General features: G+C 38.9%; 18 protein-coding genes. 3 read left to right on the forward strand and 15 right to left on the reverse strand.

What is annotated here, in order from left to right:
• Positions 1-48: 48 nt before the first annotated feature.
• The 4 genes from V7112_RS07160 to V7112_RS07175 all read right to left on the reverse strand — a co-directional run bounded on the left by V7112_RS07160 (position 49) and on the right by V7112_RS07175 (position 5,571).
• Positions 49-1,581: a bifunctional GNAT family N-acetyltransferase/carbon-nitrogen hydrolase family protein gene (locus V7112_RS07160; RefSeq protein WP_335417254.1), complete on the reverse strand. Its 1,533-nt coding sequence runs from the start codon at positions 1,579-1,581 to the stop codon at positions 49-51.
• A gap of 122 nt (positions 1,582-1,703) precedes the next feature.
• Positions 1,704-3,128, reverse strand: a complete 1,425-nt coding sequence (locus tag V7112_RS07165; RefSeq protein ID WP_335417168.1) for an NAD-dependent succinate-semialdehyde dehydrogenase — start codon at positions 3,126-3,128, stop codon at positions 1,704-1,706.
• Between the two features lie 33 nt (positions 3,129-3,161).
• The gene (locus tag V7112_RS07170; RefSeq protein ID WP_335417170.1) at positions 3,162-4,238 is read right to left on the reverse strand and encodes a C45 family peptidase; all 1,077 of its coding nucleotides are present in this window, start codon (positions 4,236-4,238) and stop codon (positions 3,162-3,164) included.
• Positions 4,239-4,296: 58 nt separating this feature from the next.
• Positions 4,297-5,571, reverse strand: coding sequence for an NAD(P)/FAD-dependent oxidoreductase (locus tag V7112_RS07175; RefSeq protein ID WP_335417171.1), 1,275 nt, complete (start codon positions 5,569-5,571; stop codon positions 4,297-4,299).
• Positions 5,572-5,832: 261 nt separating this feature from the next.
• Between V7112_RS07175 and potB the strand changes: the two genes are divergently transcribed.
• Both potB and V7112_RS07185 read left to right on the forward strand, forming a co-directional pair.
• Positions 5,833-6,753: a spermidine/putrescine ABC transporter permease PotB gene (gene potB, locus V7112_RS07180; protein WP_335417173.1), complete on the forward strand. Its 921-nt coding sequence runs from the start codon at positions 5,833-5,835 to the stop codon at positions 6,751-6,753.
• Between the two features lies 1 nt (position 6,754).
• Complete coding sequence (locus V7112_RS07185) at positions 6,755-7,537, forward strand: ABC transporter permease (RefSeq protein ID WP_335417175.1); 783 nt, start codon at positions 6,755-6,757, stop codon at positions 7,535-7,537.
• 130 nt (positions 7,538-7,667) lie between these two features.
• Here V7112_RS07185 and V7112_RS07190 read toward each other — a convergent pair whose 3' ends face one another.
• The 3 genes from V7112_RS07190 to V7112_RS07200 all read right to left on the reverse strand — a co-directional run bounded on the left by V7112_RS07190 (position 7,668) and on the right by V7112_RS07200 (position 11,555).
• Positions 7,668-8,747, reverse strand: a complete 1,080-nt coding sequence (locus V7112_RS07190) for an ABC transporter ATP-binding protein (protein ID WP_335417176.1) — start codon at positions 8,745-8,747, stop codon at positions 7,668-7,670.
• Between the two features lie 99 nt (positions 8,748-8,846).
• Positions 8,847-9,914, reverse strand: a complete 1,068-nt coding sequence (locus V7112_RS07195; protein ID WP_335417178.1) for an ABC transporter substrate-binding protein — start codon at positions 9,912-9,914, stop codon at positions 8,847-8,849.
• Positions 9,915-11,555, reverse strand: a complete 1,641-nt coding sequence (locus V7112_RS07200; protein ID WP_335417181.1) for an amidohydrolase — start codon at positions 11,553-11,555, stop codon at positions 9,915-9,917.
• 431 nt (positions 11,556-11,986) lie between these two features.
• Between V7112_RS07200 and V7112_RS07205 the strand changes: the two genes are divergently transcribed.
• Positions 11,987-12,847, forward strand: coding sequence for a LysR family transcriptional regulator (locus tag V7112_RS07205; protein ID WP_335417183.1), 861 nt, complete (start codon positions 11,987-11,989; stop codon positions 12,845-12,847).
• 45 nt (positions 12,848-12,892) lie between these two features.
• On the opposite strand, the gene tcuA is transcribed toward V7112_RS07205, so the two are convergent.
• The 8 genes from tcuA to hisB form a co-directional block, all read right to left on the reverse strand.
• Positions 12,893-14,395: an FAD-dependent tricarballylate dehydrogenase TcuA gene (gene tcuA, locus V7112_RS07210; protein ID WP_335417186.1), complete on the reverse strand. Its 1,503-nt coding sequence runs from the start codon at positions 14,393-14,395 to the stop codon at positions 12,893-12,895.
• 156 nt (positions 14,396-14,551) lie between these two features.
• Positions 14,552-15,496, reverse strand: coding sequence for a thioredoxin-disulfide reductase (gene trxB, locus V7112_RS07215; protein ID WP_335417189.1), 945 nt, complete (start codon positions 15,494-15,496; stop codon positions 14,552-14,554).
• 103 nt (positions 15,497-15,599) lie between these two features.
• A complete protein-coding gene (locus V7112_RS07220; RefSeq protein ID WP_335417191.1) occupies positions 15,600-17,090 on the reverse strand; it encodes a tetratricopeptide repeat protein in 1,491 nt (496 codons plus the stop codon).
• Positions 17,091-17,430: 340 nt separating this feature from the next.
• Positions 17,431-18,054: a bifunctional phosphoribosyl-AMP cyclohydrolase/phosphoribosyl-ATP diphosphatase HisIE gene (gene hisIE, locus V7112_RS07225; protein ID WP_335417193.1), complete on the reverse strand. Its 624-nt coding sequence runs from the start codon at positions 18,052-18,054 to the stop codon at positions 17,431-17,433.
• On the reverse strand, positions 18,051-18,809 hold the full coding sequence (gene hisF / locus V7112_RS07230) for an imidazole glycerol phosphate synthase subunit HisF (protein ID WP_335417195.1): 759 nt from the start codon (positions 18,807-18,809) through the stop codon (positions 18,051-18,053). Before hisF ends, hisIE begins: the two co-directional genes overlap by 4 nt.
• The gene (hisA, locus tag V7112_RS07235) at positions 18,809-19,543 is read right to left on the reverse strand and encodes a 1-(5-phosphoribosyl)-5-[(5-phosphoribosylamino)methylideneamino]imidazole-4-carboxamide isomerase (RefSeq protein ID WP_335417197.1); all 735 of its coding nucleotides are present in this window, start codon (positions 19,541-19,543) and stop codon (positions 18,809-18,811) included. Before hisA ends, hisF begins: the two co-directional genes overlap by 1 nt.
• Positions 19,540-20,172, reverse strand: a complete 633-nt coding sequence (gene hisH / locus V7112_RS07240; RefSeq protein WP_335417199.1) for an imidazole glycerol phosphate synthase subunit HisH — start codon at positions 20,170-20,172, stop codon at positions 19,540-19,542. Before hisH ends, hisA begins: the two co-directional genes overlap by 4 nt.
• Positions 20,173-20,760 (reverse strand): imidazoleglycerol-phosphate dehydratase HisB, encoded by a 588-nt coding sequence (gene hisB / locus V7112_RS07245; protein ID WP_438823871.1) that lies wholly within the window; start codon positions 20,758-20,760, stop codon positions 20,173-20,175. It abuts the gene before it with no gap.
• Positions 20,761-20,981: the final 221 nt, after the last annotated feature.

Below are 20,981 nucleotides of genomic sequence, written 5' to 3' on the forward strand. Positions count from 1 at the left end.
AAATGTAACTTTTCTATTAATCTTGCAAGTTATATGCCAATTCTTTTTTCAATCGACTGGTATGACCTTTTTCCGAGGCTTAGTGTCTTTTGTGATGATTTGGTAGTAATCATTCCGGCGATCCTTAAGTGGTGTTTCCGTACCATTCTTGCGATTCCGGCGCAGGCTTTCAAGGTCAACTTCACCGACAACGATTGTTTCGATATTTGGATTACATTCTCCAACGATTCCATTACTAGAGAATGTAAAATCAGACGGTGAAAAAATACCAGACTGTGCATATTGAACATCCATATGCGGAACATGCGAAAGGTTCCCAACCGTTCCTGCGATTACAGTATATACTTGATTTTCAACTGCACGCGCTTGTGAACAATAGCGCACTCTTAAATAGCCCTGCTGGTCTTCTGTGCTAAATGGGGTAAATATAATTTGAGCACCTTTATCAACCGCAATCCGTGCCAGTTCAGGAAATTGAATGTCATAGCTGATCAAAATTGATATTTTTCCACAGTCTGTATCAAATACGTGAACATCGTTTCCAGGCTGAACACCCCACCATCTTCTTTCATCAGGGGTGATATGAAGCTTATATTGTTTATCGATTGTTCCATCACGTCTAAATAAATACGCGACATTATAAATTCCATGGCCTTCCTCAACAAAATGGGAGCCACCCACAATATTTATATTGTATTTTACCGCAAGCATTGAAAATAGATTGATATATTCCTCTGTATATTCGGCAACCTTTTTAATCTGTTTACTTGGAACCTGTTCTTTTATAAATGATAAAAGCTGCATGGTAAATGTTTCCGGAAATACTGCAAAATCCGAGTGAAAATTAGAGCTTGCATCAATAAAGTATTCACATTGCGTTTCAAATTCCTCAAACGACTTAATTTTCTTCATCATGTATTGAATCACAGAGATCCTAACAGGCAAAGCCCTTGTATAGATACGCCTCGTTTTCCTTGGTAGATAGTCCGGATTATTCCATTCCATAAGGGTTGCATAGCCTAACGAATCCTTGTCAGTTAAATAATTGGCATTGATACGTTTTAATACAAACCCATTCATCATTTGAAATGTTAGTGCAGGATCATATATATTTTGCTGCAAGACCTGTTCTACATATTCTCTAGCAGACATTTTATCGGCATATTTGTGATAGTTTGAGATTCTGCCTCCAATGATGATACTCTCTAAGTTAAGTGCTTGAGTTAGCTTCATACGTGCCTCATAAAGACGACGGCCAATTTTCATCCTCCGATAATCTGGATGAACCATTACATCAATACCGTAAAGATTTTTTCCTTCTGGGTCATGATTTCGAATATAGGAATTGCCACTAATTTCATTGAAGGTATGCTTATCGTCATATTCATCAAATTCAACAATTAAGCTTGAGCAGGAGCCAATTATCTTTCCGTCATACTCTACGCAAAACTGACCTTCTGGAAAAATAGAGAGATGACTTTCTAATTCATCACGTTCCCAATTCTCCATATTAGGGAAACAAATTTTTGACAGACCAATTATTTCATCAATATCCTCATGTTTGATATTCCTTAAAATCATCTTCTTCTCAAATCTCGAAAGATCGATGGTTGGCACAAATATCTACCCTTTCTTAATTTATTCAATTTTTTAATTGTAGCCACAGTGACGGTTGTTGTATTTCAGTTTAGGTTGAACAATAATTAGAATTGTATGGAAACAAATTTTTCTTCCAAGTACTCCTCTAATCCGTATTTTCCACCTTCCCTTCCGATGCCACTTTCCTTCACACCACCAAAAGGAGCTTGTGCCACAACAGGAGTCGGATCATTAATTCCTACAATTCCATAGTCAAGTTCCCGCATGATCCTCATTGCTCGACTTAAATCCTTTGTGTAGCAGTATGAAGCCAAACCATATTGCTCATGATTCACCTTCCCAATTACCTCTTCTTCAGTCGTAAATGAAATAATCGGAGCGACTGGGCCGAAGGTTTCTTCCGTTAGGATTTTCATATTTTCATTAGCCCCAGCAATGACAGTTGGCTCATAGAAGCTACCCTTTAATCCCTCCTTAACAACCTGTTTTCCTCCACAAAGGAGTTTTCCATTATGAGAAAGTGCATCCTGCACATGCTCCTCAACCTTTTCTAATGCCTTCTTATCAATTAAAGGACCCACATCTATGCCTTCCTCCAGCCCATTTCCAATCGTTAACTTACTTACACGTTCGGCAAGCTTTCGACCAAACTGATCCGCAATCTTATCCGCAACATAAATGCGGTTTGTACTAATACATGTTTGCCCGCAGTTTTTAAACTTTGTTAGCATAATCCCCTCAACAGCTAAATCTAAATCTGCATCCTCAAACACAACAAATGGCGCGTGTCCCCCTAACTCCATGGATACCTTTTTTAGCTGTGGGGCAGAGTCTTGGATCAACTTTTTCCCAACCTCAGTTGACCCAGTAAACGTAATTTTTTTCACGTCTGGATTACTTGTCATTTCAGCGGCAATTTCGGAAGCAGAACCAATGACTAAATTAACGACCCCCTTAGGTAACTCAGCTTCATGAAAACATTCAAAGACTTTAATCGCTGTTAGCGGTGTTGCTGATGCGGGTTTTAAGATCACTGTGCATCCAGCCGCTAATGCAGGAGCCAGCTTACGAGTAATCATTGCAATTGGAAAATTCCATGGTGTTATGGCTGCTGTTACTCCTACAGGTTCACGTAACACCATTAAATGTTTATCAGGGTGGGATGGGGTCAGTGTATCTCCATAAATTCGTTTTGCCTCTTCGGCATACCAATCAACATAATCAATTGCAATGCCAATTTCACGGATTGCTTCTGGAATTGGCTTGCCCATTTCAGATGTCATTACGACAGCAATTTCATTCGTTTTTTCTCGTAAAAGAGCTGCAACCTTTTCAAGGTACTGTCCGCGTTCCTTCCCCGTTGTCTTTTTCCAAGTTGGAAAAGCTAAAGCTGCAGCAGCTATTGCCTCTTTTGTTTCCTCTGTTCCCCCGAAGGCAACCTCCTGAATTCGTTCCGATGTTGCCGGATTGTTTACCTGAAGCGTCTTTCCTGAATTCGATTCCTTCCATTCTCCGTTTATATATAACATGGTTCCACTCCTTTTAGATGTTGGTACATTTTTTTACACCTCAAAATACCCATTTAACGAAGGTTTTCCAATACATACCTGCATTGTTCGTTTTGATAGATTCATAATGACAGAGAAGACTGTCTCCATTTGACGATGCTCAGGCGCACTCGTATTCACATAATGATTGATCGAATTCGGGTAGTTGAAGGTATCAGAGAACCATTCCTTAAAGCGATTCTCGTTAATTTCATTACCAGCTCTAATGCTTGCAGAAATCAGTTGTTCTGCTCTATTTTTACGGATCATTGAATCCTCAAATTTATATTCATTCATATCTGTAAGATGTTTTTGTACTTCAAGTGAACAAATATGATTCGTATGGACAACCACCCCTTCACTGTTTGGAATCATATCCATTCCAAATGGTGAGACCTCAAAATTAGCTGCCATTGCCTGCCCATTCTCATCTTCGCTGGCAATAAGGAAATTGGCTGCAGAGGCCATTTGACGGTGTTTAATCTTAGATATAGCTTCATGAAGTGTATGAGAATTAAGGACACTTCGCAGTCCCAAATGAATCGGAATTTGATTCGACTTTTTATCAGTATGGAGTGCATTCAAACAAACACCAATCCCGCTACTATTGAATCCGATTTTCCCAATTAATCCGCCCTCGGTTATCATTTTGATTGTGGGCTTATTCTTTTGCTCAATTTCAAGTAGGAGTAAGCTATTTGCTTGGTCAGATTTCCAATCCCAATTTTGGCCAATAATCGTTTCTTTTGTATGTGGAGGGGTTATTGAAATAGCCGTACAACCATCTGAAAATGGTTTTCTTCCTGCTAAGGCAATTTCACTTCGAGTATTCAACGCTAAAATATCCTCAAAGCGTACCCCAGCCCCCTTTGCGACTCCTACCATTTCCTCAATTAAGTCACGATTATAAGCTTCAATGGCTGGTAAATGTTCCAATGCTATCTGAATAGCTTGCTCCCAGCTAATTTTGCTATATCCGTAGAAAAGAGATTCATACGTATCAAGACTTTGATGAACCTCATTTTTCCCTTCGCTGCCATGTTTTTCACCAATTTCCTTTGGTGTGCCTGACAACTGGAGTTTTTTTATCATGTCGACATTCCTTTCTTGTTGGCTTTTTACTATTGTATGCTTGCATATGTTGAGCCTATTATGAGATGGCGTCTTTAACCTTAAAATAGTACTTCATGAGGCCGACTACTTTCCCGTGCTGACTATAAAACGGGATCGGGCGTAAATCATTTTTTTCAAATGGGTTTTTTCCATTGTTTTCGGAGAGGATATTTCCAGCAAGCAGTTTCCCCATTAATGTCGACATTGCAGCACCATGCCCGGCATAGCCGAAAGCGAAATGGGTACCGTCGTCAAGCTGGCCAATGTAAGGAAGCATTTCCCTCGTAAACCCAACCTTCCCACTCCAGCAAAATTCAACCTTATACTTTTTCAACTCTGGAAATACAGTATTCATCCCCTCTTTCAACTTGAGGTACAGTGGAGATGTATCACCACTTAATGACCTGCCAGATCCCCCAAATGCAATCCGATTGTCAGGAGTTCTCCTGAAGTAATAAAGCATGTGCTTTGTATCAAAAATAGCTCTATTATTCGGGATTAACGAAGAAACTAGCTCTTCAGGTAATTGTTCCGTAGCAATCATAATGCTTTCAACTGGTATGACACTTCGAGAAATCGTTTTATGTAGGTTCCCTGAATAGGCATTCGTGACAATCACTAGATGATCGGCAGTAACTTTTCCTTCCTTCGTTTCAATGGTGACTTTACCATTCGAAGCTTTATTGATTTGAAGTGCCTCCGAATTTTCATAGATGACACCTCCTAATTTTTCTACCGTATCTGCTAACCCGAGTACGTAATTAAAAGGATGATAGGTTGCACTATTTTCGTCGATACAACCACCGTGATAAAAATTTGTTTTTAATTCTGTTTGTAAATCCTTCTTGTCAATTACCCGAACCTTGTAATTAAAATCTCGTTCTAGTATTTCTTGCTCCTCCTTTAACCAGTCGATATGTGTAGACTTATAGGCTGCATAAAGATGACCAGAGCGCTTGAAGGAACATGCAACTTGATTATCCTTACTAATTTGTTCAATTAAATCAATGGAATCAAGAGACATTTGTAGCATTTGTTTGGCCGTTTCTAATCCTTTTTTCTTGGCTAATGAGCTCATGGAGTCAATGAAGCCTGTTAATATTTGGCCGCCATTTCGACCGCTTGCCCCGCTTCCGAGATAGCTTTTTTCAAGTACAATAGTTTTAACGTTTTTCTTTTGTAAATGATAGGCCGTTGATAGACCTGTAAAACCTCCTCCTATTATGACCACATCACACTCTTGGTTACCGGATATGGATGAGCGTTGTTTTCTCTTATTTGATGTTGCTTCCCACATTGAAACTTGTATCAAAATGTCCACTCTCCTACACTTTTCCGATTCTCTCTAACATAAATTTATGCAAGTATCGTACCAGGTTATTATTTATACAAAAATTCAATGTAGAAATAGAATTTTATTGTGGATAAGCATTATGCAAAAATGAATAAGTTATTCACATGTGCATAAATACCTTTTTGTTTTCTTACTCTTTTTTTATTTCATGTAACTTTTAGTTGGAATGAATCTTGCATATTAATTAGGTAATCGTTTTTTTGGCTGGAGGGGAAAAAGATGAATAAAGAAGAGTTATCTACAAGTCAACCGGTCACATTGCACACAAAACGACCGAAAAAGAGGAGGATAAAGAGTACAGGTCCCATTTGGATGCTATCCCCAGTAACATTCTGGATGATTGGATTTTTATTTATACCAATTGTCTTAATTCTTGTTGTAAGCTTTATGACTAGGGGGACGTATGGTGGTATTGAATACGTCTTTACCTTGGAGAATTATGCACGTTTTTTTGATTCTCTATATATGAACATTTTGCTTTCATCCATCTTTATGGCAACCGCCACAACTGCCATCTGTATTATTTTCGGATATCCATTTGCGTACTTGATTGCACGATCTTCACCTAAGTATCGAACTTTGTTATTATTCCTTGTTATCATTCCTTTTTGGACGAACTCACTTATTCGTACATATGCATGGATTATTTTGCTGCGTACTGAAGGGGTGATTAACCATCTCCTAATGAGTATCGGCTTGATTTCAGAACCACTTGCATTACTTTATAACAATGGTGCTATATTGATAGGACTTGTATATACTCTGTTTCCATTTATGGTTCTTCCGTTGTATGCGTCGATTGAAAAGCTAGATAAATCATATTTGGAAGCAGCCAGTGATTTAGGAGCTAAGGGATGGCAAACCTTTATGAAAATTACACTCCCTTTAACAATGCCAGGTATTGTGGCTGGTTCCTTACTTGTGTTTATTCCAACCTTAGGACTCTTTTTCATTCCTGACTTAATGGGAGGAGCAAAGACGATGATGATTGGAAATCTGATTAAAAATCAATTCCTAACTGCAAGGGACTGGCCATTTGGAGCAGCGTCGTCCATTATTCTAGTCATTTTAACCATGATTTTAATCTTTGTTTATCTGCGGATTTCAAAAGGAAATAAAGATGACTTGGGGGTGATGTAAGGTGAGTTCAAGGTTTACAAAATGGTCGTCAATCATCTATGGCGCTCTTATTTATTCGTTTTTGTATTTACCGATTCTCATTTTGATTTTATTTTCATTTAATAAATCAAAGCTTAACGCTGTTTGGACTGGATTTACGTTCGAGTGGTACGCAAAGCTTTGGTCAAATACGCAGGTATTAGAGGCAGCCAAAATTACAATTATCGTTGCGATTGTTTCTACGATTGCCTCAACCATTTTAGGAACGCTCGTATCTGTAGGGATGTACAAATATTATTTCAAAGGAAAATCACTACTCGATGGAATGCTTTACATTCCCCTTGTCATGTCGGAAATCGTAATGGGGATTGCATTACTTGCATTCTTTTCGATGGTAAAAATGCCATTAGGAATATGGACACTCATTATCTCTCATATTACATTTTGTATTCCATATGTTGTCGTCGTTGTAAGGGCACGTTTGAAAGGATTTGATCGTTCTGTGGAAGAGGCAGCAATGGATTTAGGGGCTAGTGAATGGCAAACCTTTCGCCTTATTACCTTACCGATTATTGGTCCCGCAATTGTAGCTAGTGCGTTGCTTTCATTTACAATTTCCCTAGATGATGTAATCGTGAGCTTCTTCGTAGCAGGTCCAGGAAGTACAACACTACCATTACAAATATTTTCAATGGTTCGATATGGGGTTACACCTGAAATTAACGCATTATCCACATTAATGCTTATCGTTACCCTTGGTGCCGTCATTGCTGGTGAACGGTTGCTGATGAGGAAAAATGGATAGAAATTGAAAAGGGGCAAGTAGTTTTCTAGACTAAATCGGAAAAATAAAACCCAAAAATGCTTTTCAGCATTCTTGGGTTTTATTTTGTACAATTCTCATCCAAAGTTTGGCTCAGTTGATAGCACCTTTTCTATTCCTTCATAACAACCCCATGGTCAACGCCCCAGGTTAAATATAGATCCTTATTTATGTAGTCCTTTGATTGGGAGCCTGCTGCTTGTTCATTCACAACAACTTCCTTCCCATTTTCAAGTAACACGACCATTTTTGAAACAGAGCCAACATAAATAAGTTCCTTAAACCTTCCTTTTAATTTGACAGTGTTCGTTTTTGTGGACTCGTCCCCAACGATTTTAATACGTTCTGGCCGAATCGTGACAAACACTTTTTCTCCAACTTTTAGTCCTTCGTTCTTTACTTCAATTTCCTTACCACCGAAATCTAAATAGGCATAGCTCTTATCCAGCCTTGAAATTTTTCCTTCAAATAAATTTGTTTCCCCGATAAAATCGGCGACAAACTTGGTTTTTGGTTTTTCATATATATCAATTGGAGGACCTAGCTGTTCTATGAATCCATTATTCATAACTGCAATCCGGTCCGACATCGTAAGTGCCTCTTCCTGATCATGCGTCACATAAATAAATGTTATTTTAAGCTGTTGTTGAAGATGCTTCAGTTCAACCTGCATTTGTTTTCGAAGCTTTAGGTCTAATGCTCCTAGTGGTTCATCTAACAAAATGACTTTAGGATTATTAATTAAGGCCCGTGCAATCGCAATCCGTTGCTTTTGACCACCACTAAGCTGCGCTGGAGTTCTATTCTCATAGCCCTGTAATCGAACTAGCTCCAACATTTTCGTTACCTTTTCTTTAATTATTCCTTTATCCTCACCTCTCATTTTAAGACCGAATGCCACGTTATCATAAATATTCATATGCGGAAAAAGTGCATAGCTTTGAAAGACGGTATTAACATTTCGTTTATTTGCGGGTATTCCCTCCACATGCTTACCATCTAAAAGAATGCTACCTGAGCTTGGCTGTTCAAAACCGGCAATCATCCTAAGTGTTGTTGTTTTCCCACATCCACTTGGGCCAAGTAATGTTAGAAATTCTCCCTCTTTTACATGTAATGATACATTTTGGACAACCTTCGTTTCCCCAAATTGTTTGTTGATATCTCGTAGTTCGACCATATTAACTGACATTCGATTATCCTCCCCCTAGTAGTTTCCCTTTGTAAGTTTTAGTTGCAAAAATCATGCCAAAAAGGCGGACCCGCTTTAACGAGTCCACCTTTCTCCACACTAGTTCCCAGCCTTTAATTCACTATAAATACGGTCATATAATTGTGTAGCTTCACCAATATCAAGCGCTTGTTGAACATTTGTAACTTGGTCAAGATCTGGATATACGACTTTATTATTTTTCAAATCCTCTGGAAGCAATTTATATGCTTCCATATTTGGGTTCCCATACGGGTATGTTGTGGAGATTAGTTTACTAATTTCAGGTTGAAGTAGGAAGTCTATAAATTTTTCCGCATTTTCAAGATGCGGTGCGCCTTTAGGAATAACAAAATTGTCATGGAAAACCATTAGGCCTTCTTCTGGAATAATCGGCACAATAGCTGGATTTTCTTTTTGTGCATTAAATACTTCGGCTGTCCACGCCATTCCTGCTGCAACGTCCCCAGCAATCATCATCGTTTTCGGTTCTGTATTAAATGCCCTAATATTTGGACGCAGTTCTAAAAGCTTTTCTTTCGCTTCTTCTAATTCTTTTTCGTCAGTCGTATTCATCGAATATCCAAGCATTTGCAGAGCAAGCCCAATGACACCACGTTGGTCATCCGGTAATACAATTTTATCTTTAAGCTCCGGTCTAAAAAGATCCTGATACCCTTTTATCTCAAAATCCACGAGTTCGGTATTTTGAAATAAAACACCTGAACCCCACAGATAAGGAATAAAATAATCTCCTTCTTTATCAAATTCGGCTGAGGTAAACGTTGGATCTAAGTTTTTGACATTCGGGATATTTTCTTTATTTATTTTTTGAATTAATTCCTGCTTCAGTAGGATATCAACGAAAAACGTTGTAGCTACAGCAATGTCATACTGTGTATTTCCCGCTTGTAACTTCGCCATCATTTCCTCGTTGCTTGAGTATGCGTCGTAATTTACCTTAATTCCGGTTTCCTCTTCAAATTGCTGGATGACTTCTTGTGGTAAATATTCCGCCCAGTTAAATAAATTTAATACTTTTTCATCGGATTGCTTAGCTCCGCCTGCTTCTTTTCCTCCGCATGCAGATAAAAAGGTCATCGTTAATAAAATAAAAGCAATTGCAAGGAATCTCATTTTCTTATACATTCACATTGCCCCTTCAAGCTTTTTTGTTTGTTCTCGTGTATAGACGATATTTCCATCCATTATTGTCATCTCTACCTTCGCTTCTAAAATCTCGTTCGCATCCACAGAAAACAGATTTCTATCCAAAATAGCTATATCTGCTTTTTTTCCAGCCTCTACAGTTCCTAGATCGTCCTCGCGGAAATTCCCATAGGCAGGAGCCTTCGTATAAAACTGTAGTGCGTCTACAAGTGATATTTTTTCTTGTGGATTCCAACCATCTTCTGGTGTTCCATCTGCATTTCTTCTTGTTACAGCACGGTAGATTTCAATCATCGGGTTCATATCAACAACTGGATAGTCACTACTAAAAGCAATGGATGCGCCATTACTTTTTAGAGATCCAATCGGCCATGTATAACGAGCTCGTTCTGGGCCCAATCTATCAAGATATGTATGCCCCTCCATTGATTCTGCACTCATATGCTCAGGCTGTATGGATGCAATGACCCCTAGCTCCTCAAAACGTTTAATATCATAAGGATGAATGACCTCAATATGCTCAATTGTATGTCTAGAATCTCGCTTTCCATTTTGCTGTTGTGCTGCTTGATAGCAATCTAGTCCAAACCTGACGGCCCCATCTCCACAGGCATGTAGCCGGATGCGGAAGCCCTCCTTGTCGGCTTCCTTAATCCATCTCATATATGTTTCCTCTTCAAACAAAATGCCACCTCTTGTTTCTGGCCGGTCTGAATAAGGCTCAATTAAATAACCCGTATACGTATTTGGAACACCATCGATAAATTGTTTTAATCCAGAAAATTGTAATTTATCAGATTGATAGAGCTCTCGATAAAATTTTGCCTTAGATAAATCACCATCTAGGGAGGATAAGAAGTGAATTCTCGTTGTTAATTTCCCTTCTTTTTCGTATGCCGCATAAAAAGATGGAGAACCCAGTTCAAAGCCAGGCAAAGGAAGCATATCACTTACCGATGTAATTCCGTAGGATGCAGCCTTTTTCAAAAAGGCATCCATTAATCTTCGCTGCATTTCTTCTGAGAATTGATAGGCTTTTTCTGCAACAAGCTTTACGGCTGTTTCATACAAAAAGCCTGTTGGGTCACCATTCTCATCTCTTTCAATCAAACCAAATGGTGGGTCCTGAGTTTCTTTTGTTATGTTTAAAAGTTTTAGAGCTTTCGAATTTACCCATGCACTATGGCCTTCCTCATTTAAAAGGAACACTGGACGGTTTGGAATTAGTTGATCAAGCGATTGACGGGTTGGTGACTTTTTTCCCGGCCAACGAACATGATGCCAGCCAAATCCTAATACCCAAGCATCATTTGGATTCTTCTCGGCATAATGATAAATTTTTTGAGCAGCCTCTTCCTCTGAGGAACATTCTGTAAGTGTAGTAAATTCACTAAACATACTTCCTAATACAAGATGAAGATGAAAGTCATGAAAACCAGGTAAAACAAGCTTATCGTCTGCATAAATGACTTTTGTCTTTGGTCCTATATAATCATTAACGTTTTCAATCTCTCCCACATCCAGGATTCTATCGTTTTTAATAACGACTGCTCCCTTCATTGGACTGGTTTCATTCCCTGTAAAAATCGCATTTCCCTTAATAAGAATATCTGCGTACAAGCTGCAATCCCCCCCTCAAAAATGGCAAGTGGCACGTAATCTTGTATCTACGTTTTTGCACTCTCCTCCTTTAAAAGATTAAATCTTTCGTGAATTAAATTATGCAAATACCGTGCCAAAATTTAAAATGGAGCTTGTCTTTAGGATAATACCGTGGATGATATTTTTTTATTTTAACGGTAATGATTTTTCATAAAGCACAAAAGTGCGAGACTCTTTCTCCCGCACTTTTCAATATTTCTAGAATAAGGAGTTGTTTTTCACCCTTTCCCCATTCACCTTTTGCGAAATCCCTATTTATAGTCAAAATTATCACTTTTCTGATATTATGAGTAACAATAGGGTATTCCCTTTATGTTACTAAAAATTTTTTATTATATAGTGAAACAAAGTCCTTTCAACCAGAGCTGTTTTACTAGGAGGTGGCAAATATGGATAGTAAGGATTGGAATATATTAAAAGTTTTATATGAGGAAAAAAATATCACACGCGCTGCTGAAAAAATATACATTTCACAACCTGCATTGACTTATCGAATTAAAAATATTGAGCAAGAGTTAGGTGTGGAAATCATGTTTAGAACAAAAAAAGGAATTAAATTTACAAAAGAAGGTGAGTACCTTACCAAATATGCTAATAAGATGCTATATGACTTTCAGAAGGTAAAAGATCACTTGTTAAATATGAATGATACGGATGGTGGAATGATAAGACTAGGAGTTTCAAGAAACTTTGCGAGATTTATGTTACCTGATATTTTAAAAGAGTTTTTAGATATAAATACAAATGTACAATTTCATGTAACAACATCTTTAAGTCAGTCCATTATGAAGATGTTGGAAAAGGATTCAATAAATCTAGCGATTGTTAGAGGAGATAACTATTGGCAGGATGGTAAAATCCTGTTGAAAAGAGAATCCTTATGTTTAATATCGAAGGAACCTATTAACGTTGATAGGTTACATGAGTTACCAAGAATTATTTTTAAAACAGATAACGAGCTTCAGCAATCTATAGATAAATGGTGGCAACAAAACTATTCTGACCCTTATACTGTTGCAATGGATATAGATAATATTGAAACCTGTACTAAAATGGTAGCTAATGGACTTGGTTACGCAATTGTTCCAAGTATTGGTTTGACCGAGTACCCTGATTTACATAAAATCGTTTTAACAGATCCAGAAGGGAAGCCCATTTTGAGAGATACATGGCTTCTATACAGAAAAGAAGATTTGGATTATCCGATCATTAAGAAGTTTATCTCATTTTTAAAGGATAAAAATTATTGATAAAGAAAAACCTTTGAGCAGAAAATTACTCAAAGGTTTTTCATATTAGTTTATAGCTGGTTCTTTCAGAGAATATTGTGCCGCATTTGCTCCAGAAATTTTCCCATAAACAGCACCCGACATTAAGCCAGATCCGCCTGGATAGTTATCATAGAAAATGCCACCTATCATTTCTCCAGCAGCGTAAAGGCCTTTAATTGGTTCCTTATTTTCATTTAGTACTTCCCCGTTTTTACTTGTATGGACGCCTCCAAAACAGAATGTAATTCCACATGTAATCGGAAAGGCATAAAATGGAGATTCTTCAGTTCGTAATGCCCAATTTGATTTAGGTGGAGTAATACCCTTGGTTCCTTTTCCATCTTTAATAGACGGATTATAGTCCCCTTCTTGTACTGCATGATTATATTGTTCTACTGTTTCTAGGAATTTCTCCTTATTAATCGGAATTAATTCCGCCAATTCCTCTAACGTATTCGCTTCATAACCTGTAGCTTCAGGAAGATTATATTCATCCCTTAGTTTATTCCTCACTTGGCTATCAAATATTTGGTAGGCAACTTGGTCAGGTTGCTTCAACACCTCTGCACCATATTTTGCATAGGTATAATTTCGAAAATCCGCTCCTTCATCAACAAATCTTTCCCCATTTTTATTCACCATTATTCCCAACGGGTATGAGTGCTTCTTAAAGATATCGCCCGGTTTTTTAAAATCACCTACAACTGGAACATTGTAATCTGTCCCAATTGAATGACATCCTGTCCATTGTCCATGCTTTTGCCCACCGATTTCTAATGCCATTTTTATACCAGCACCAGTATTAAATTCTGTGCCTCTAACCCTAGCGGCTGTCCATTGCTTACCAAGGTTTTCCTCACGCATTTGCTTATTTGCTTCAAAGCTACCACTTGCTAAAACGATACTATTAGTGTTCACAATTAATTCGACATTTTCTTGTTTTACAACTACAGCCGAAATCCTATTTTCATTCGTAATTAACTTTATAGCTGGGGATTCATACCAAATTTCAATACCTAGTTCTTCAGCTCGTGTAAAAAGTCGATTAACGAGCCCCATCCCAATTCCTTTTGTTTTGACTGGTAGGCCACCCCAAAATTGAATAATACCCTCTTTTTTAAAAGACTGGTTTGCATAGTTTAATTCAAATTCTACACCTTGTTTTTTCATCCATACAATTGTTTCATATGAATTAGAAACAAGTTGATTAGCTAATTCTGGATCACTTTTTCCACCAGTAACCTTCATTAAATCGTGATAATAATCTTCTGTTGTATATTGAGGCATTTGAATAATTGAAGCCTCATCATCCGTTAATTCAGGCATTAACTCACGAATGTCTTCGAGGTCATTGTAGGCAAATCGAATCGCACCATCTGTAAAATATGAATTTCCACCACGTTTTTCTTTTGGACCTTTTTCAAGTACTAATACATTTGCTCCTTGTTCGCGAGCAGATATCGCGGCACATAAAGCTGCATTCCCAGCACCTACGACTACAACATCATATTTGAATTCTTTTGACATTACTTTCTCCTCCCTCTCCAATATGTAAAGTTATTGTAAATCGTTTTCATAGATAAATAAAATATTAATCTTTTATTTATTTCTATAGAAAAATCTTATAATTGGAATGGAGGAAAGAAAAAAAACGCCTATCATTCGTCTGATAGGCGCTTAATGTTATGCTTTTATTTTTTCCATCAATTCTTCGATATAGGACTGTGCTGTTTGGGCAGCAATACTTCCGTCGCCAGTTGCTGTTACGATTTGGCGAAGTGATTTTTCTCGGATGTCACCTGCCGCAAAGATGCCAGGTACTTTTGTTTCCATTTTTTCGTTTGTTTCGATATAACCGTTTTCGTTTGTAATGCCCAGAGCTTCAAATGGTTTTGAAAGTGGAAGCATTCCAACGTATACGAATACGCCATCTGCGCCAAATTCTGATTCTTCACCAGTTTGTGTATTAACAAGCGTTAAGCTGCCAACCTTGCCATCTTTTTCGTGAATTTCTTTAACTGTGTGATTCCAGATGAAATCCACTTTGGGGTTATCGAATGCGCGTTGTTGAAGGATCTTTTGCGCGCGTAGCTCGTCACGGCGGTGAATGATGGTTACCTTGGATGCAAAACGAGTCAGGTATACACCTTCCTCAACTGCAGAGTCCCCGCCGCCAATTACAACAAGCTCTCTATTTTTGAAGAACGCACCGTCACATACTGCACAATAAGAAACGCCGCGACCACCAAGTTCTTTTTCACCTGGCACACCAATTTTCTTATACTCCGCACCAGTTGAGATAATCACAGCACGAGCTTTATATTCTTTGCTTCCTGCAACTACCGTTTTATATTCGTCGCCATCGATGACTTCTTTTATATCACCATACGCATATTCTGCACCGAACTTTTTCGCGTGATCAAACATTTTTGTCGATAGCTCAGGTCCTAAAATATGATCAAAGCCTGGGTAGTTTTCAACTTCCTCTGTGTTTGCCATTTGCCCACCGGGAATCCCGCGCTCTAGCATTAATGTTGATAGGTTTGCACGAGATGTATAAACGGCAGCAGTCATACCTGCTGGTCCGGCACCGATAATAATGACATCATAAATTTTTTCTTCCGTCATTTTTTCGTCTCTCCTTATTTCCTCTGGGTAAAATTTTGATATATCGTTTAGTATCTCCTACCCCTATCCTATAAAATCCTGACAAAATCCGCTATTAATATGCTCAGTGTAGAAGTTCTTTAACATATTTTACATATTTCATGACGGTTGCCTTCGAAATTTTATATTTTTCTGCAACCTGTTTTTGGGTGATTGCCCTTGACGCGTGATTACGCCAAATGTATTCTGTTGCTGCAGCCCATGCCTGCCAGTTGGAAACACTGAGCTGACGCTTAACAGCTTCATCGTATATCATCAACCATGTTAAATAAAGCTCTTCATTTGCAGAGTCATCATGTATATTTTTTGTAAATAATGTGTCCGCAATATTGTAGCCATCAATGATGTAAGCCGGAATTTTTTCCGTTTTTTTCTTTTTCGCTAAAACATAGTTCGCAAATTCCTGTTCAAGAGTCGCATGAAATTGAATATGCTTTAAATCCTTACGTGCTAAGGATGAATTTGTTTTGCTTGCTAAAAATAAACCATATAAACGTTCCTCAATAAAATCACCGGTCAACCAACGATCGAGAACATCACTAATTGGTTTGGTGCGTTCAGACTCCCAAGGTGCTGAACCTTTTTTACTTGGATTTTCCTCAAGCACCCTCTTCCACGCATTCCCGGCAACATCATGATGCCCTGTGAAATAGGCGGAATAGGAAAGCCAATAATAGAAGGTTTCATCCCCTTCAAAACCGCAACGCTGAAGATTGCGGAGCCATTTATAAGCAAGATCATGCCGTCCGATTAACCCGAATGTTGCACCTAGCTTATAACGGTGTTCAAACAGCATCGGATGAATGGAAGATAATCGTTTTGTTAACTCTTTTACCTGCTGATTTTTACGTTGATAATATAAAAAGACAAGAGTATTGCAGAGTGCATGCAGATTTCCTGGGTTTTTACTCAAAACCTCATCAAGGATTTCAGATGCATTTTCCACATCTCCTGAATAAAAATAAGCAAGTGCTAAATTATTATAGGCAGACCAAAACTCCGGGTACTCACGAATAATCTCCTTTAAAAGGGTCACTGCTTCGTCCAATCTTCCTGTTTCAAGGAAATCACGCGCTTGTTCTTGCTTCACAATAAGTTCATCCTGATGGTTTGCAGAATCCTCAAAGTCCCCTTCTTCAAGACGTAATAAATCAAGCAAATCCTCTGCGTCCTCTACAAAATCTCCATCAGGTTCACGATCCAAATACCATTCTGCATGCTTTCCAGCCTCTTGGAACAAGCCCAAATGAGCATAATTGTTGGCCATAAAATAAAAGCACTCAGGCATATCAAATTTTGGATTATCCAATATTTTAGTAAGATACTGATTTGATAGAATGTAGTCACCAATTTCTGTTAACGCAACCGATAGCTGACATAAAAACATAGGCTCATTGGGTTCAAGCTCAATTGCTCGTTTAAAATGTTTAATTGATTTATATATATCATGCTGGCGATACGCCTTTAATCCTTTTTTAAAATAATATTCTCCCGTCTGGATAAACGGAATGATCTTTGATGCACGTTGACTTTCTTTTACGTTATGTTTTTCCATCGGGGTCCTCCACTTTAAAATGCATTACAGGGGTTTACACCCCCACTGAATAAAATTATTTCCCAAGGTAGTATAACACATAAAAGCGGTTGGCACATAGGGATGCTTGGTTAAAAGTGAAAAACATTTTGAATGGTATTTTGTGGGCAATGTGGACAATGTGGACAAGTTCCTCCTTTCATATGAACAATCTGTTGCAGTTACTGAATTCATTAGACATATGCACAAATACGGATGTTGGTTTGTGGATAATGTGGATATCGTGGATAAATAATTCGAACACCAATAAATGAGGCATTAGAAAAGGGTACTCACTTGTGGATAAGTACCCTTTAGCTTATTATCTTCTTTTTTGCAAAACGGTCAATACATCATCAAGTGGAAGCTTTTGCTCGCGAAGTAAGACGAGCAAGTGGTAAATAAGGTCTGCCGCCTCCCATTTTAGCTCTTCATGGTCACGATTCTTAGCAGCAATAATAACCTCAGAAGCTTCCTCTCCTACTTTTTTCAGGATTTTGTCTACTCCTTTATCAAATAGGTATGTCGTATAAGCTCCCTCTGGCATTTCTGCCTCGCGCTCTGCGATTACTTTTTCTAATTCATTGAGGATGGCAAAGCGGTCAGAAGAAGTCACTTCTTTTGATTTCCCAAGAAGAGATTCAGAAAAACATGAATAGCTTCCAGTGTGACATGCAGGTCCTGCTGGCTCAACTAAAACAAGAATCGCATCCTTGTCACAGTCATATTTGATATCCATAATCTTTTGGGTATTTCCTGAGGTTTCGCCCTTGTGCCAAAGCTCTTCGCGAGAACGGCTATAAAACCAAGTTTCACGTGTTTCAATAGATTTGCGTAGAGATTCTTCATTCATATAAGCAAGCGTTAAGACCTCTTTGCTTACGGCATCCTGAACAATAGCTGGAGCAAGTCCCTTTTCGTCGAATTTAATGTCTAGTGTGTTCATCGGACATTGACCCCTTTCTCTTTTAAAACGTTTTTAACCTCTTTCACGGAAGTTTCTTTGTAATGAAAAATACTTGCTGCAAGTGCCGCGTCTGCCTTGCCTTCAGTGAAGGCTTCCACAAAATGCTGCGCATTTCCGGCACCGCCTGAAGCGATAACTGGTACTGAAGCAGCTTCACTTACACGTCTTGTTAATTCTAGATTGAATCCATCCTTGCTGCCATCATCGTCCATGCTTGTTAATAAAATCTCACCGGCACCAAGTTTGATTGCTTCCTGTGCCCAAGCGACAACCTCCCAATCGGTTGCTTTACGGCCACCATGTGTAAACACTCGCCAACTACAAAGTTCCTCATCATATTTTGCATCAATCGCTACGACGATACATTGAGAGCCAAAGAAATCTGCCCCTTCTTTGATTAAGTCTGGATTTGTAACAGCTGCCGTATTGAGTGAAACCTTGTCCGCACCTGCGCGAAGAATTTTTTTCATATCCTCTAAGGAATTAATTCCTCCCCCTACTGTAAAAGGAATCGCAAGCTCTGCCGCAACTTTTTCGACAACCTCAACCATCGTTTTCCGCCCCTCATGGGAAGCGGAGATATCTAGAAAAACCAGTTCATCTGCACCTTCAGAATCGTAAAACTTTGCAAGTTCCACTGGGTCCCCCGCATCACGAAGCCCAACAAACTGAATTCCTTTTACAACACGGCCGTCCTTCACGTCCAAACATGGAATGATTCGTTTTGTAATCATTAGTCCTTCACCTCTTCAAGCGCCTCTTGGACGGTAAATTGATTGGTGTAGATCGCTTTTCCGACAATTGCGCCAGAAACACCCTCGTCTGCTAGTTTGCTGAGTGCTTTTAAGTCATCTATCGAGCTGACTCCACCTGAAGCAATCACTTTTTTACCAGTTGCAGCAGCAAGTGTCGCAACCGCGTCAATATTAGGACCACTAAGCATGCCATCTGTTGCGATATCTGTAAAAATAAATACTTCTGCGCCCGCATTTGCTAGCTCAACACCTAAATCTGTCGCTTTTACAGAGGAAGTATTTAACCAACCTTCTGTTGCTACATAGCCGTCTTTTGCATCAATGCCGATTGCGATTTTTTCTTTGTATTTTTTCAGCATTTCTTTTACGAAATCAGGATTAGAAATCGCGGCACTTCCTAAAATTACACGGTCAACGCCTTTTTCAATATAGTAGGCAACATCCTCTTCCGTTCGAATGCCACCACCGATTTGAACTTTCGCGTCGAGTTTTTCCGCAACCTCAAGCACATATTGATCATTTACGCGCTTGCCTGCTTTTGCCCCATCTAAATCCACCATATGAATCCACTCTGCGCCCGCATCAGCGAACGCTTTTGCCATGTCAAATGGAGAATCGCCATATATTGTTTCCTTATTATAATCCCCTTGTAGCAGGCGAACACATTTGCCGCCACGCATATCAATTGCAGGATAAATTGTAAAAGTACTCATCTCTTCACCTTCTTTTCCACGATTGCAGCGTAGTTTTGGAGAATTTTTATACCTAGGTCGCTGCTTTTTTCAGGATGAAACTGGGTCCCAAACACATTTTCTTTTCCGACAACTGCTGGAACCTCAACATCATAGGTACTGCTTGCGATCACATTCTCATTGTCAGTTGTCGCATAATAGGAGTGAACGAAATAAACATGTCCACCCTCAATGTCTTGTAAGAGCGGAGACGGATTTATTAGGGCAAGGTCATTCCATCCCATATGTGGGACCTTGTAGGTTTCTCCACCTGCTGTTACCCCCGGGATTTTCGCGATTCTACCTTTTAAAAATCCAAGGCCCTTCGTTAGTCCATTTTCTTCGCTTTCTTCAAACAAAAGCTGCATTCCAAGACATATCCCTAGGAGTGGTGTTCCTTTTCCAACGGATTCTTTTATAAAACTCACTAACCCTGTTTCATGTAAAATCCCCATCGCATCCTTAAAGGAGCCAACACCTGGTAAAATCAAACCTTCTGCTTTACTAAGTTCGTTTGGTGAGCTTGAAATAAAGTATTCGTAGTTCATTCGCTCGAGTGCCTTAGAAACACTATACAAATTCCCCATACCATAATCGATTATACCGATCATTTACAACATCCCTTTCGTTGATGGGACCCCCTTAACACGTGGGTCAACCATCGTTGCCTCGTCTAATGCACGACCTAATGCTTTAAAAACAGCCTCGATCATGTGATGTGTGTTGTGACCGTAGTGAACAATGACATGGAGATTGATTCTTGCCTCTAGTGCAAGCTTCCACAAAAATTCATGCACAAGTTCCGTATCGAATGTGCCAACACGGGAGCTTGGGAAATCAGCCTTTAATTCAAAATGCGGACGATTTCCAAGGTCAATGACAACCTGTGCGAGTGCTTCATCCATTGGGACAAACGCATTTCCGTAGCGCTTGATTCCTTTTTTATCACCAAGAGCCTCACGTAAAGCCTGTCCTAAACAAATTCCAATGTCCTCTGTTGTGTGGTGATCGTCAATCTCGGTATCACCATTTGCATCAACTGTCAGGTTAAATTGACCGTGCTTTGTAAAAAGGTCAAGCATGTGGGACATGAATGGTACACCCGTATCTAGCTTTGAGATACCTTCTCCATCTACTGAAAAATCTAATTTTATATCTGTTTCATTTGTTTTACGTTCAACTTTTGCTTGTCTTATCATGATTACACCTTCCGCTATCCACAATTTTGTTTAATGAATACAGGAAAACCTGTGATTTATCTTAATAAATGTTTAAAAGGAGGATGAAAAGGACCACGCCGGCTAAAAACGCCACGTCCTGTGGCGTCGCCGGCACTAGCACATCCTGTACGTCGAAAGTTCAAGGCGGCGCAGCTTTGAGTACCGGAACGTATGCAGTTAATACGTGAGGAACGGAAAAG

Origin of the sequence: Bacillus sp. JJ1566 (assembly GCF_036962685.1) — a bacterium.
Taxonomy (GTDB): Bacteria; Bacillota; Bacilli; order Bacillales; family Bacillaceae_L; genus Ferdinandcohnia.

Bases quoted from the DNA above. Each gene is read 5' to 3' on its own strand.
- V7112_RS07165 (WP_335417168.1), bottom strand. From the start codon at position 3,128: ATGTTATATATAAACGGAGAATGGAAGGAATCGAATTCAGGAAAGACG.
- trxB (WP_335417189.1), bottom strand. From the start codon at position 15,496: ATGACGGAAGAAAAAATTTATGATGTCATTATTATCGGTGCCGGACCA.
- hisA (WP_335417197.1), bottom strand. From the start codon at position 19,543: ATGAGTACTTTTACAATTTATCCTGCAATTGATATGCGTGGCGGCAAA.
- potB (WP_335417173.1), top strand. From the start codon at position 5,833: ATGAATAAAGAAGAGTTATCTACAAGTCAACCGGTCACATTGCACACA.
- V7112_RS07195 (WP_335417178.1), bottom strand. From the start codon at position 9,914: ATGTATAAGAAAATGAGATTCCTTGCAATTGCTTTTATTTTATTAACG.
- V7112_RS07220 (WP_335417191.1), bottom strand. From the start codon at position 17,090: ATGGAAAAACATAACGTAAAAGAAAGTCAACGTGCATCAAAGATCATT.
- V7112_RS07205 (WP_335417183.1), top strand. From the start codon at position 11,987: ATGGATAGTAAGGATTGGAATATATTAAAAGTTTTATATGAGGAAAAA.
- hisF (WP_335417195.1), bottom strand. From the start codon at position 18,809: ATGATTACAAAACGAATCATTCCATGTTTGGACGTGAAGGACGGCCGT.
- tcuA (WP_335417186.1), bottom strand. From the start codon at position 14,395: ATGTCAAAAGAATTCAAATATGATGTTGTAGTCGTAGGTGCTGGGAAT.
- V7112_RS07160 (WP_335417254.1), bottom strand. From the start codon at position 1,581: ATGATTTTAAGGAATATCAAACATGAGGATATTGATGAAATAATTGGT.
- hisB (WP_438823871.1), bottom strand. From the start codon at position 20,760: ATGATAAGACAAGCAAAAGTTGAACGTAAAACAAATGAAACAGATATA.
- hisIE (WP_335417193.1), bottom strand. From the start codon at position 18,054: ATGAACACACTAGACATTAAATTCGACGAAAAGGGACTTGCTCCAGCT.
- hisH (WP_335417199.1), bottom strand. From the start codon at position 20,172: ATGATCGGTATAATCGATTATGGTATGGGGAATTTGTATAGTGTTTCT.
- V7112_RS07190 (WP_335417176.1), bottom strand. From the start codon at position 8,747: ATGTCAGTTAATATGGTCGAACTACGAGATATCAACAAACAATTTGGG.
- V7112_RS07170 (WP_335417170.1), bottom strand. From the start codon at position 4,238: ATGATAAAAAAACTCCAGTTGTCAGGCACACCAAAGGAAATTGGTGAA.